General features: G+C 70.7%; 8 protein-coding genes and 2 pseudogenes. 4 read left to right on the top strand and 6 right to left on the bottom strand.

Annotated elements, in window-relative coordinates:
• Positions 1-16 precede the first annotated feature (16 nt).
• The 3 genes from ccrA to FVS66_RS31195 all read right to left on the bottom strand — a co-directional run bounded on the left by ccrA (position 17) and on the right by FVS66_RS31195 (position 4512).
• Positions 17-1354, bottom strand: a complete 1338-nt coding sequence (gene ccrA / locus FVS66_RS31205; protein ID WP_149184617.1) for a crotonyl-CoA carboxylase/reductase — start codon at positions 1352-1354, stop codon at positions 17-19.
• 421 nt (positions 1355-1775) lie between these two features.
• Entirely contained in the window at positions 1776-2603 is an 828-nt protein-coding gene (locus tag FVS66_RS31200) for a TetR family transcriptional regulator (protein ID WP_187645776.1), read from the bottom strand.
• A gap of 124 nt (positions 2604-2727) precedes the next feature.
• Positions 2728-4512: a 3-hydroxyacyl-CoA dehydrogenase gene (locus FVS66_RS31195; protein ID WP_149184615.1), complete on the bottom strand. Its 1785-nt coding sequence runs from the start codon at positions 4510-4512 to the stop codon at positions 2728-2730.
• 352 nt (positions 4513-4864) lie between these two features.
• On the opposite strand from FVS66_RS31195, the gene FVS66_RS31190 reads away from it, so the two are divergent.
• A complete protein-coding gene (locus FVS66_RS31190) occupies positions 4865-5437 on the top strand; it encodes an adenylosuccinate lyase (protein ID WP_149184614.1) in 573 nt (190 codons plus the stop codon).
• A 123-nt stretch (positions 5438-5560) separates the two neighbouring features.
• On the opposite strand, the gene FVS66_RS31185 is transcribed toward FVS66_RS31190, so the two are convergent.
• On the bottom strand, positions 5561-7132 hold the full coding sequence (locus tag FVS66_RS31185) for an alpha/beta hydrolase (protein WP_149184613.1): 1572 nt from the start codon (positions 7130-7132) through the stop codon (positions 5561-5563).
• A gap of 87 nt (positions 7133-7219) precedes the next feature.
• Positions 7220-8056, bottom strand: a pseudogene (locus FVS66_RS31180) (radical SAM protein); the annotation flags it as partial.
• Positions 8057-8065: 9 nt separating this feature from the next.
• Between FVS66_RS31180 and FVS66_RS31175 the strand changes: the two are divergent.
• Positions 8066-9478 carry a recombinase family protein gene (locus FVS66_RS31175; RefSeq protein WP_149184612.1) on the top strand — a complete coding sequence of 471 codons (1413 nt, stop codon included), beginning with the start codon at positions 8066-8068 and terminating at the stop codon, positions 9476-9478.
• Positions 9479-10026: 548 nt separating this feature from the next.
• The gene (locus FVS66_RS31170; RefSeq protein ID WP_149184611.1) at positions 10027-11076 is read left to right on the top strand and encodes an IS110 family transposase; all 1050 of its coding nucleotides are present in this window, start codon (positions 10027-10029) and stop codon (positions 11074-11076) included.
• Between the two features lie 35 nt (positions 11077-11111).
• Here the strand turns inward: FVS66_RS31170 and FVS66_RS31165 are convergent.
• A pseudogene (locus FVS66_RS31165) lies at positions 11112-11306 on the bottom strand (integrase core domain-containing protein); the annotation flags it as partial.
• A 71-nt stretch (positions 11307-11377) separates the two neighbouring features.
• Here FVS66_RS31165 and FVS66_RS31160 point away from each other — a divergent pair.
• Positions 11378-13060: an ISAzo13 family transposase gene (locus FVS66_RS31160; protein WP_187645775.1), complete on the top strand. Its 1683-nt coding sequence runs from the start codon at positions 11378-11380 to the stop codon at positions 13058-13060.
• Positions 13061-13075: the final 15 nt, after the last annotated feature.

Here is a 13075-nt window from a genome sequence, read left to right as displayed (position 1 = left end):
CTCTCGGATGTTCCGGTCAGATGTTCCGGAAGCGGTTGATGGCGTCGATGTGCTTGGCGCGCATCTCCGGGTCGCGCACGCCCATGCCCTCCTCGGGGGCGAGGCAGAGCACGCCGACCTTGCCCTGGTGGAGGTTGCGGTGGACGTCGTACGCGGCCTGGCCGGTGTCCTCCAGGCTGTACACCTTCGACAGCGTCGGGTGGATCTTGCCCTTGGCGATCAGGCGGTTGGCCTCCCACGCCTCGCGGTAGTTCGCGAAGTGCGAGCCGATGATCCGCTTCAGCGACATCCACAGGTAGCGGTTGTCGTACTCGTGCATGTAGCCCGAGGTCGAGGCGCAGGTGGTGATGGTGCCGCCCTTGCGGGTGACGAACACAGACGCGCCGAAGGTCTCGCGGCCGGGGTGCTCGAAGACGATGTCGATGTCCTCCCCGCCGGTGAGCTCGCGGATGCGCTTGCCGAAGCGCTTCCACTCCTTCGGGTCCTGGGTGTGCTCGTCCTTCCAGAACCTGTAGCCCTCGGCGCTGCGGTCGATGATCGCCTCGGCGCCCATGGAGCGGCAGATGTCCGCCTTCTGCTCGCTGGAGACGACACAGATCGGGTTGGCGCCGCCGGCCAGCGCGAACTGGGTGGCGTACGACCCGAGGCCACCGGACGCGCCCCAGATGAGCACGTTGTCGCCCTGCTTCATGCCGGCGCCGTTGCGGGAGACCAGCTGGCGGTACGCGGTGGAGTTCACCAGGCCGGGGGCCGCCGCCTCCTCCCAGCTGAGGTGGCCGGGCTTGGGCATCAGCTGGTTGGACTTGACCAGGGCGATCTCCGCCAGGCCGCCGAAGTTGGTCTCGAAGCCCCAGATGCGCTGCTCGGGGTCGAGCATCGTGTCGTTGTGGCCGTCGGAGGACTCCAGCTCGACGGAGAGGCAGTGCGCGACGACCTCGTCACCGGGCTGCCAGGCGTTGACGCCCGGGCCGGTGCGCAGGACGACGCCCGCCAGGTCGGAGCCGATGATGTGGTACGGCAGGTCGTGGCGCTTGGTGAGCTCGGAGAGCCTGCCGTACCGCTCCAGGAAGCCGAAGGTCGACAGCGGCTCGAAGATCGAGGTCCACACCGAGTTGTAGTTGACCGAGCTGGCCATCACGGCCACGAGGGCCTCGCCGGGGCCGAGCTCCGGCAGGGGCACCTGGTCCAGGTGGAGCGACTTGCGGGGGTCCTTCTCGCGGGTGCTGAGACCGGCGAACATCTCGGTCTCGTCCTTGTGGACGGTGACCGCGCGATAGGACTCGGGGAGCGGAATTGCGGCGAAGTCGGCGGACGTCGTGTCCGGCGACTGGATCGCGTCCAGGATTTCCTTCACGGTGGTGCCTCCGGCGATGCATGCGTCCTGCGGGGACGCTGAGGGTTACGTCGGGGTGTGCTGCTGTGGAGGTGTGCCGTCGGTTCGGCCGGTGCTGCTGGGCGGCGCGGGTTGTGCGCGGAAGTGCCTGTGACGCAGGCGCCCGGGCGCGCGGCCCCGGGAAGGGCTGCGGGGACAGCCGGCGTACGAGAGGTCTCTGCACGCCGGCCGCCCGGACAACATCAACGTATGGCACCCCGTGCCAGCTGACAAGACACTGCGTGCCAACAATTTCCCTCAGATGCGACCTGGGCGCATCGAATGAGCGATGATCGATCGAACTCCGTATCCACCCCGCTCTGACCAGCACCGATACAGAACGGCGGCCGCCCCCCGGTGAGGGGAGCGGCCGCCGATGTGATCGGGATCGCGGAGTCCGGAGTCAGCCGCGGTGTTCCTTCAGCGTCTGCTCGATGGTCCGCATGACCTCGTCCAGCGGAGCGTCCGTCCGGGCGACCGCCACGACCACCTCACCGCCCGCACCCGCACCCGCGCCGGCCGACGCCGCCGGCGCCGGGTTCTGCGGCCCCGGCCGGCCCGCGCCGATGCCCGTGCCGAAGGTTCTGCGCACGATCGAGAACGCGTGGTCCAGCTGGCTCTCCACGTCGCCCTTGCCGCCCGCCCGGAGCCAGCGGCGCAGCACATGGTTGTGCGCGGTGACGACCGCGGACGCGGCCACCTCCGCCAGCAGCGGGTCGTCATTGCCGTCGTGGTGGTCGCGCTCGTCGAAGTGGCCCAGCAGATAGCGGGTGAACAGCCGCTCGTAGCGGGCGACCGAGGCGATCTCCCGCTCCCGGAGGGTGGGCACCTCCCGGGTGAGCCGGTAGCGCGCGACGGAGACCGCCGGGGACGCCGCGTACATCCTCATGACTTCCTTGATGCCCCGGCACACCGTGTCCAGCGGATGCTCGTGCGGCGGCGCCGCGTTGAGGACCGCCTCGGCCCGGACCAGCGTGTCGTCATGGTCCGGGAAGATCGCCTCCTCCTTGGACCGGAAGTGACGGAAGAAGGTCCGCCTGGCCACCCCCGCGGCGGCGGCGATCTCGTCGACCGTCGTCGCCTCGTACCCCTTGGTCGCGAACAGTTCCATGGCCGCGGTGGCCAGTTCCCGGCGCATCTTGAGCCGCTGGGCGGCTGCGCGGGTGCCGGCGGTGCTCTCCGGGGCGTCGGACGCGGTGCTGGCACGGGGTGTCTTCGCGGGCTGGGACATGCCCCGAACGTACTGCATCGGTGCGGGTGAGCGCGCCCGAGGGGGAGAGCCGCCCGCAGGTCCGAGCAGCCCGCCCCACTCGCCGTACGTCCCGTGTGGCCCCGGACCGTACGTCCCTTCGGGCTCAGCGCCTCGCATATTCGCGGAAGCCGCGCCCCGTCTTGCGGCCCAGGCAGCCCGCCGCCACCAGATGCTCCAGGAGCGGGGCGGGCGCAAGACCGGGCTCGCGGAACTCGCGGTGCAGGACCTGCTCGATCGCGAGCGAGACATCGAGGCCGACCACGTCGAGCAGTTCGAACGGGCCCATCGGGTAGCCGCCGCCCAGCTTCATCGCGGCGTCGATGTCGTCGAGCGACGCGTAGTGGTCCTGGACCATCTTGATCGCGTTGTTCAGGTACGGGAAGAGCAGCGCGTTCACGATGAAGCCGGCGCGGTCCCCGCAGTCCACCGGGTGCTTGCGGATCCTGGCGGTGACCTCGCGGACCGTGGCGTGGACGTCGTCGGCGGTGAGGACCGTACGGACGATCTCGACCAGCTTCATCGCCGGGGCCGGGTTGAAGAAGTGCATCCCGATGACGTCCTGCGGCCGGGAGGTCGCGCGGGCGCAGGCCACGACGGGCAGCGAGGACGTGGTCGTGGCGAGGATCGCGCCGGGCTTGCAGACCTTGTCCAGCGTCGCGAACAACTGCCGCTTGATCTCCAGGTCCTCCGCGACCGCCTCCAGCGCGAGGTCCACCTCGGCGAACGCGTCGAGCGAACCGGCGGGGGAGATCCGGGCCAGCGTCTCGTCGCGGGCCTCCGCGGTCAGCCTGCCCTTGTCGACGGAGCGGGCCAGGGACTTGGCGATCCGGGCCTTGGCCGTGTCCGCCTTCTCCTGCGAACGCGCGGCGATGACCACGTCGTAGCCGGCCTTCGCGAACACCTCGGCGATACCGGAGGCCATCGTGCCTGAGCCCGCGACACCCACCGAACGGACCTCGCGCGTGGCGGCACCGCCCAGCGCCTCCTCCTTCGGGGTGAGCGCGTCCGGGACGACGGTCGCGCTGCCCGGCGCCTCGTACGTGTAGAAGCCGCGGCCCGCCTTGCGGCCGGTCAGCCCGGCCTCGCTGAGCTGCTTCAGCAGGGGCGCGGGGGCGTGCAGCCGGTCCTGCGACTCGGCGTACATCGCCTCCAGGACGGTACGGGCGGTGTCGACGCCGATCAGGTCCAGCAGCGCCAGCGGGCCCATCGGCAGGCCGCAGCCGAGTCGCATCGCCGCGTCGATGTCCTCGCGCGAGGCGTACTTGGACTCGTACATCGCGGCGGCCTGGTTGAGGTAGCCGAACAGCAGGCCGTCCGCGACGAAACCGGGGCGGTCGCCGACCGCGACGGGCTCCTTGCCCAGGGCCTGGGCCAGCTCCGTGACAGCGGCGACGGCCTGCGGCGCGGTCAGCACCGACGACACGACCTCGACGAGCTTCATCGCCGGGGCGGGGTTGAAGAAGTGCAGGCCGAGGACCCGCTCCGGGTGCGCGGAGTCGGCGGCGAGCCGGGTCACGGAGAGCGCGTTCGTGCCCGTCGCGATGATCGCCTCCGGGCGGACGATGCCGTCCAGGGCGCGCAGCACCTGCTGCTTGGCCTCGTACGACTCGGGCACGACCTCGATCACGAGATCGGCGTCGGCCGCGGCCTGGAGGTCCGAGAACGTACGGAACCGGGCGAGGATGTCGCGCCGCTCCTCCTCGGTGATCCGCTCGCGCGCCACGGACCGCTCCGTGGCGGCCTCCAGCGCGGTGACCGCGCGCAGGGCGGCGGCCTCACTGATGTCGATACCGACGACCTCGCGGCCGGCGCGGGCCAGGACCTCGGCGATACCGGCACCCATGGTGCCGAGACCGACGACGGCGATGGTGGAGAGAGGGGTGTCCATCAGGGGACTCCAGGGATGAGTGACGACTGATGAGGGAGCGGGCGCGCGGTCGCGGGGGCGCACGCACGGGGCGTGGCGAAGGGCGTACCGCACGCGGGCTGCGCAGAGCAGGCACGTCCTGCGCGTCGCGCGGTGAGAGAGGCGACGGACCCTGTCCCGGAGTCACATCGTGAAAATGCCGAACCGACAAGCACCCTCGGCGGCTGCGTCACCAGGCCGCCGAGAGGAGGTGGCGGGGAGTGTGCCCCGCTCACCTGAGGTTAACTCGCGGGTAATGAGCGCGCCAGTCCTGCGGAGCAGCGAGATGATGTGATCTGGATCGCGGGCCCGGCCCGTCGCTACCCTGACCGCCATGGACCCGGAACTCGGCTCGCTCACCGACCGGCTGAAGGACGAGGCAGGGGACACGACCGCGTACGGACGGCTCGTCGCGACCGCCGACCACGAGGAGCTGGCCGCGGTCCTCACCGCCGCCGGGCAGCCGCTGTGGGCCCGGGAACTGGCCGCGTTCCGCCTCGGTGTCGCCGGGGACCGGCGCGCCTTCGAGGCCCTGGTGCTGCTCCTCAACCACCGGGATCCGGAGCGCTGTGTGTCCGCCGCCCACGCGCTGGGCCGGCTCGGCGATCCGCGCACTCCGCGCGCCGCCGCCGCGCTCGCCACCAACGAGCTGCGTGTCGCCTACGCGCTCGTCCCGGTCCGCCTCCTGGCGACGTTGCGCGCCCCCGAGTCCGTACCGGCCCTGATCACCGTCCTGGGCCGACGACTCGACCCGGACGACCCGCACTGGCGGGTGGGCGTCGCCTGCGCGGAGGGCCTCGGCGCCCTCGCCGACCCACGGGCCCGCCCGGTCCTGGAGGCCGCCCGCCGCCACCCGCGCATCGGGGAGGCGGCGACGACGGCGCTGGGGCGGCTGCCCGTCGCCTGAACCCGGGGCGTGCCCCGAGGCGCCGTACGCACGCGTCCTGGACGAGGCACCGTGCCGGTCCGTCGTGCCCACCCGTTCCGCCCCGGCGGAACGCATGCCCACAACGAACCGGCGTGTGGCGCGTCAGTCTCCGCGGCGCGCGACCGACAGCACGCCGTGCGCGGCGGGCGGTGCCGCCCGGGTGGCGGCCCTGGGCTTCGGTTCGGGCGCGGCCGGGCACACCGCGTCCGCCTCGGACCGGCCGTCGCCGCGCGGGACCTCACCCGTGTCCAGGTACCTGGCCAGCAACCGGTCCGCGCAGGCGTTGCCGCGCAGCGTCACACCGTGGTTGCCGCCGCCCTGCTCGACGACCAGCCGGGAGCCGCGCAGCAGCCGGTGGGCGGTGACGGCGCCCTCGTACGGTGTCGCGGCGTCCTCCGTGGCCTGGAACAGCAGCACCGGCGGCAGCGCGTCGTTCGCCACGTCCACCGGGGTGAGCGACGGCACCGGCCAGAACGCGCACGGCGCGTTGTACCAGGCGTTGTTCCAGGTGGAGAAGGGCGCCTTGGCGTGCACCGCCCAGTTGTCCCGGTGCCAGGTGCCCCACCACGACGGCCACCGCGCGTCCCGGCACTCCACGGCCGTGTACACCGAGTAGCCGTTGTCGGCCTCCGCGTCGGCCTCGGCCACCGCCTCGTACACGTCGACCAGCGGGGCGGTGTCCTTCTCGTTCGCATACGCCGAGAACGCCGCCGCCAGCATCGGCCAGTAGCCGTTGTGGTAGCCGCCCGGCAGGAACGTGTCCTCCAGCTCGGTGGCGCCGACCTTGCCGCCCGCCGGCTTCTCCCGCAGCGCGGCCCGCATCGCGTACCAGCGCGCCTCGACCTTCGCCGGGTCGGTGCCCAGCCGGTAGGCGGCGTCGTGCTTCGCCACCCACGCCATGAAGGCCTTGTGACGGGCGTCGAACGCGAGGTCCTGGGAGAGGTTCGCGTCGTACCAGACCCCGTGGGGGTCCACGACCGAGTCCAGCACCGCGCGCCGTACCCGCTGCGGGAAGAGCTTGGCGTACACCGCGCCCAGATACGTGCCGTACGAGTAGCCGAAGTAGCTGATCCGCTCCGCGCCCAGCGCATCGCGGACGGCGTCCATGTCCCGCGCCGCGCTGACGGTGTCGATGTGCGGCAGCAGCCGCCCGTGCTTGTCGGCGCACGCCCGCGCGAACGACGCCGCCCGCGCCAGCCTGCTCCGCTCCTCGCGCTGGTCGCGCGGTACCGAGTCGGGGCGCACGGGCTTGAAATGGCCCGGCTTGCAGTCCAGGACGGGCCTGCTGGCGCCGACGCCCCGCGGGTCGAAGCCGACCACGTCGTACTGCGCCGCGACCTTCGCGGGGAGGGACGCCGCCACGTACCCGGCCAGGGTGCGGCCGCTCGCCCCGGGCCCGCCGGGGTTCACCAGGAGAGGGCCCTGGGAGGTGCGCGAGGTGTGCCGGATCCGGGACAGGGCGAGGGTGATCTGCTCACCTCCGGGTTCGGCGTGGTCGAGCGGCACCCGCAGCGAGGCGCACTCCAGCTTCGGGTACTTCTCGGTGGCGCAGCCGCTCCACTTCAGCGGCGTGCGCGGCTCCGGCGCGGACGGTTCGGCGGCCGACGGCACGGCGCTGACCGCACCCGCGATCAGCGCCCCCGTGGCGATGAGTACTCCTGCGCGTTTCTGCATCCGGCCAGTGTCCGGGGCACGCGGCCCCGAACCGCGGCGGACGGCCCCGATCCACGCGGACTTGACCCGATCGGGGGGCGGGGCCGGTCAGAGCAGGGTGAGTTGGGTGGGCTCCGGCACGGCCGGGGGGTCGTCCGGCACCGGCGTGGACGGCGCCTCGATGCGCCGTGTCTCGCCCCGCCGCGCCGGGCCGATGCCGAACTCGGCGGCGAACTCGTGCACCTGACGGGTGATCCGGCGCTGGTACCAGGTCGGCGCGTAGGCCCCGGCCGCGTACATCTGCTCGTATCGCCGCACCAGCTCGGGGTGGTGACCGTGCAGCCACTCCATGAACCACTCGCGGGCGCCCGGCCGCAGATGCAGCACCAGCGGGGTGACCGAGGTGGCACCGGCCTCGGCGATGGCCCGGACCGTGGCGCGCAGCTGCTCGGGCCGGTCGCCCAGGAAGGGGACGACCGGCGCCATCAGCACCCCGCAGCCGATGCCGTGCCCGGCCAGTGTCCGTACGACGTCGAGGCGCCGCTCGGGCGCGGGCGTGCCGGGCTCGACGGTCCGCCACAGCTCGTGGTCGGTGAAGCCGACCGACACGGAGACGCCCACGTCGGTCACCTCGGCCGCCTGCCGCAGCAGGTCCAGGTCACGCAGGATCAGCGTGCCCTTGGTGAGGACGGAGAACGGGTTGGCGTGGTCGCGCAGCGCCTCGATGATGCCCGGCATCAACCGGTACCGGCCCTCGGCCCGCTGGTAGCAGTCGACGTTCGTGCCCATCGCGACATGCGCCCCCTGCCAGCGCGGGGACGCCAGCTGGCGGCGGAGCACCTCGGGCGCGTTGACCTTCACCACGATCTGGGTGTCGAAGCCGACCCCGGTGTCCAGGTCGAGATAGCTGTGCGTCTTGCGGGCGAAGCAGTACACGCACCTATACTTCAATGTATGACCCTGTTTAGTAAGGGTGCGTCATACGAGCGCATCAGCAAGGCGGATGAGGGCGACGAAGACGGTGTCATCCGTCAAGGCGAGGACACCGCAGAGTTGGCCGAACGGCGCGGAATCCCCCTCCAGGGGCGCCGCTTCCGGGACAACGACAAGTCGGCCACCCACGGCAAGCACCGCCCCCAGTACGAGCTCCTCATGGCTGCCGTACAGCGCGGCGAAGTCGACGTCATCATCGTCTACATGCTCGGCCGGCTCTGGCGGAACCGGCGCGAACGGGCCGAGGGAATCGAGATCCTCCGCAAGCACGAGGTGTCCGTGCTGTGCGTCAAGGGCCCCGAGTTGGACCTCACGACGGCCGCTGGCCGCCTCCTCGCCGGCCTCCTCGGCGAGGTCGACACGTTCGAGGTCGAGCAGATGTCGGAGCGGGAGCAGCGGGAGATGCGCCAGCGCGTCGAGCGCGGCCTGCCGCCGACCGGGCCGCGCTGCTTCGGTTACACCGCAGACGGCGCGGAGCTCGTCGAAGACGAGGCCGCCGAGGTCAAGAACTGCTTTCACGCGCTGCTCGCCGGAGCGACCCTCTCCGGCATGGCCGCCGACCTCAACGAGCGGGGCATCCTCAACCGCAACGGCAAACCCTGGTCACACAACGCCATCCGCGGCGTACTCCTGAACGAGCGCTACGCAGGGCTGCGTCAGTACCGCGGCGAACTGCACCCGGGTGAGTGGCCGGTCATCGTGGACGAGGCCACATGGCGGGCGGCGAAGCACGTCCTTGAGGACGAGAGCCGGAGGACGAGCCCGGGACCGGGCCGGCGGTGGCTGCTGTCGGGGGTCGCCCGGTGCGGTGTCTGCGACGACGGGACGACCGTGACGTCCGGGTCGCGGGGCGGCCCGAAAGGCACGCGGGGGCTCACGACGCCGCTGTACCGGTGCCGGACGACGAAGCACCTGGCGCGCGGTACGGAACCGATCGACCTCACCGTCGAGGAGTACGTGATCCGGCGCCTGTCGCGCCCCGACGCCGTCGATTTCCTCGTCGACGAGACCGCACCGAGGACGGAGGAGCTGCGGGCGAGGGCCGTTGCCTTGCGGTCCCGAATCAGGGTTCTGACCGACGAGTTCGCGGATGACGACGATGCGGACGCCGCCGAATTCAAGGCCGCTACCCGTAGAATCAAGGCCCGGCTGGCTGATGTCGAGGCGCAGATGGCGCACCCGCAGCGGGCGCGCATCCTGGTGGACATCGTGACCGCCGAAGATCCCGCCAAGGCCTGGAAGGATCTGACGCTGGACCGGCAGCGCGCGGTGGTCGAGACGCTGGCCACGGTAACGCTCCTGCCCGGCCGTCCGGGCAGGGCGCCGTTCGATCCGCGTTCGGTACGGATCGAGCCGCTCCAGGGGATGGGCTGACCCCGCGGGCGGAGCAGCCCGCGCAAAGGGTGCGTGTTCAACGCGCACCCTTACGGCGGACACCGCTCGCCCCTGTGTGACCGTTGATTCGCAGGGGCCCACAGGTTGCCGATGGTCAGCTTCCGCCCGGACGGCTGGGCACCGACGGGAAGATCGGAGCGTTCAGACCAGTTCACGGCCACGTGGTCGTCACAGAGCAGGCTGTAGGCGCTGCTTGAGGAGTCGCCGCCTGCGGTCGGCCGCTTCCACATCTGGCGGCCTTCGCTGTTGGTGCCGACGAAAGCGAAGCCGTGGGGTTTGAACCGCCGACTTGTATGGGGGTAGCGGGACGCGGTCGGGTTGGCCGCTCGTAGCGTGCCGTAGGACGCCGGGCCGGGTGACTCGTGAACCGTCTGCCGCTCTTCGGTGCTGGCTCTCCCGGGGTATGTCGCCGGTCCGGTGTCCGTCCGCGGTCTGACTCAACAGAGGCGTGTCCCGGCCGGTTGGTTCCGGAAGTCGGCGTGTCGGCCGTGGATGCCCTGTCGTCCGACCGTGAGGAACACTGTCCCGTGATACTGCTCGGTGTTGACCCCCACAAGTCCACCCACACCACCACCGCCGTCGAGCCGGAATCAAACCAGCAGGTCGGGACGATGCGGATCGAGGCGAGCCTGACGGACTACCGGCGGCTGCTGGCCTGGGCCAAGCGGTGGCCGCAGCGGAAGTGGGCTGTGGAGAACGCCAACGGATTGGGCCGGCATCTCGCTCAGTGGCTCATCGCCCGCGGCGAGAGCGTCGTCGACGTGCCTGCCGCAGCGACCAGTCGGGTGCGCGAACTCTCCCGCGGTGGACGGCGCAAGAACGACCAGATCGACGCCGCGGCCGCGGCCACTGTCGCCTATCTGCAGGGGGACGGACGGGATGTCGAGCCCGAGGATCACACCACGGCGCTGGCTCTTCTGGACGAACGGCGTGTGAACCTGGCCCAGGCCCGGGTCCGCACGGTTAAGCAGCTTCACGCGCTGCTGCGTGATCTGCTGCCCGGCGGCGCCCCGACCCAGCTGTCCGCGGACCTGGCCGCCAAACTGCTGCGGTCCGTCCGTCCCGCTGGCGACGTCGAGACCGTCCGCAAGGACATCGCCTGGGATCTGGTCGCCGAGATTCGGAAACTGGACAAGCAGCTCACGGACAATGCTGCCCGGATGCAGAGCCTTGTGGAGGCATCGGGCAGCGCGCTGATGGACACCCCGGGCATCGGGCCAGTCATGGCCGCCCGGCTGATCGGCCGCACCCGACGGGCTCACCGATTCCCCACCTCGGCGGCGTTCGCGAACTACGCCGGTGCCGCCCCGGTGGAGATCGCCAGCGCGGACAAGGCCCGCCACCGGCTCTCCCGCTCGGGCGACCGCCAGCTCAATTCTGTCCTCCACACCATCGCAGTCGTGCAGATACGGATGCCGAAATCACCCGGACACGCCTACTACCAGCGTAAACTCTCCGAGGGCAAGACGCCGAAGGAAGCGAAGCGGTGCCTGAAACGCCGCCTGGCCGACCACGTGTGGCGCGTCATGATCGCCGACGAACGAAGAGTCAAGTCCCTCCCTGGCCAGGCGGCTTGACAAGACACAGAGGCACCCCGGGTTCGGTAGAGATCTCAGCTTGTGGTTGTGACCTGGGGTTTTGCGGATTCCATGTAGTGGTTGGCTTCGTACTCGACGGGCGGAACGTGGCCTATCTCACCGTGGAGCCTGCGATGGTTGTACCAGTCGACCCACTCGGCGGTGGCCAGCTCGACTTGGGAGAGCGTCTTCCAGGGCCGCTGGGGTTTGATCAACTCGGTTTTGTAGAGGCAAGGCCGGGTAGTTAGGGCTTGCGGAGAAACAAGTCGTTGCTTCCCTGATTGCTGGTCGTTGTTGTGGTATGGGGAAGCTGGGCGCGGTTGAGGCGGAACTGGCCGCGAAGTTCGAGGCGTTGTTCCCGCATCTGGACGAGCGTCAGCGCCGGTTGGCCATGGGGGCGGAGGCCCGGTCGCTGGGGCATGGAGGGATCCGGGCGGTGGCCCGTGCGGCCGGGGTGCGCGAGGGTACCGTCTCGCGCGGAGTGGCAGAACTGGAGTCCGGGGTGGCCCCGTTGGGCCGGGTCCGCCGGGAGGGCGGGGGCCGCAAGCGTGCGGTGGATCTCGATCCCGGGTTGCGGCCTGCCCTGCTGGCCCTCGTCGAGCCGGACATGCGGGGTGATCCGATGTCGCCGCTGCGCTGGACGACGAAGTCGACCCGTCACCTGGCCGGCGAGCTGAGCCGGCAGGGCCACCGCATCTCAGCGGAAACCGTGGCCGACCTGCTGCGTGAAGAAGGCTTCAGCCTGCAGGGCAACGCCAAGACCGTCGAGGGCAGGCAGCACCCGGACCGCGACGGCCAGTTCCGCTATATCAACGAGCGGGCCAAGGAGCACCAGGCCGCCGGGGACCCGGTGGTCAGCGTCGACACCAAAAAGAAGGAAGTCGTCGGCAACTACAAGAACGCCGGCGCCGAGTGGCACCGTGAGAACGAACCGGTCCGGGTACGGACGCACGACTTCCCGGACCCGGAGCTGGGCAAGGCCATCCCGTACGGGATCTACGATCTGGCCGCGAACACCGGATGGGTCAGCGTCGGCACGGACCACGACACCGCCGCCTTCGCCGTGGAGTCCATCCGCCGCTGGTGGAGCAGCCAAGGGTGCGGCGCCTATCCGCACTCGCGGCGGCTGCTGATCACCGCGGACGCGGGCGGCTCGAACGGCTACCGCACCCGCGCCTGGAAGGCCGAACTGGCCGCTCTGGCCCTGGAGACCGGCCTGGAAATCACCGTCTGTCACTTTCCACCAGGTACTTCAAAATGGAACAAAGTGGAGCACCGGCTGTTCTCCCACATCACCATGAACTGGCGCGGCAGGCCCCTGACAAGCCACGAAGTCATCGTCAACAGCATCGCCGCGACGACCACCCGCACCGGGCTGACGGTGCACGCCGAACTCGACACAGACGCCTACGAGACCGGAGTCCGGATCGTCGACCGGCAGATGGATGCCCTACCCCTGCACCGCCACGAGTGGCACGGCGACTGGAACTACACACTGCGGCCCGAGGCGTATGCCCAGGTCGGTGACGCACCGGACCCGTTCGACCAGCCCAGCCCCGACCTCTCCTGGCTCTGCCACCCCGCTCTGACCGGAATGCCAGCCCAGGAGTGGGACACGCTGATCACCACACTCACCGCCCTCCACGAGGATCAGCGGGAAGCACACCTGGACAAGCGGCGCGGCCACCGGCCCCGCCTGGCAGCCCCGGGCACCGGACGGCGCCCCATGCTTACCCTCGCCGACCGGCTCCTGGCCGCCCTCCTCCACTACCGGCTTGGGCTCCCGCAGGTCGCCATCGCCTGCCTCTTCGGCGTCACCCCCGAAACCATCAACCGGCGCATCCGCGACATCCGCCAACTCCTCGGCACGGCCGGACACAACATCCATCGCACTGACCAGCAACTCGCCACCCTGGAGCAGCTTTACGACCACGCGAGCACGGTAGGCATCACCGTCCCACTCAAGATCAAGGCAGCGAGTTAATGATCTGCAAGCCCT

Origin of the sequence: Streptomyces sp. TRM49041 (assembly GCF_008271805.1) — a bacterium.
In the GTDB taxonomy this organism is placed as follows: Bacteria; Actinomycetota; Actinomycetes; order Streptomycetales; family Streptomycetaceae; genus Streptomyces.
Note: the sequence above shows the minus strand (reverse complement) of the source record. Positions and strands in the feature narration are given on the sequence as shown.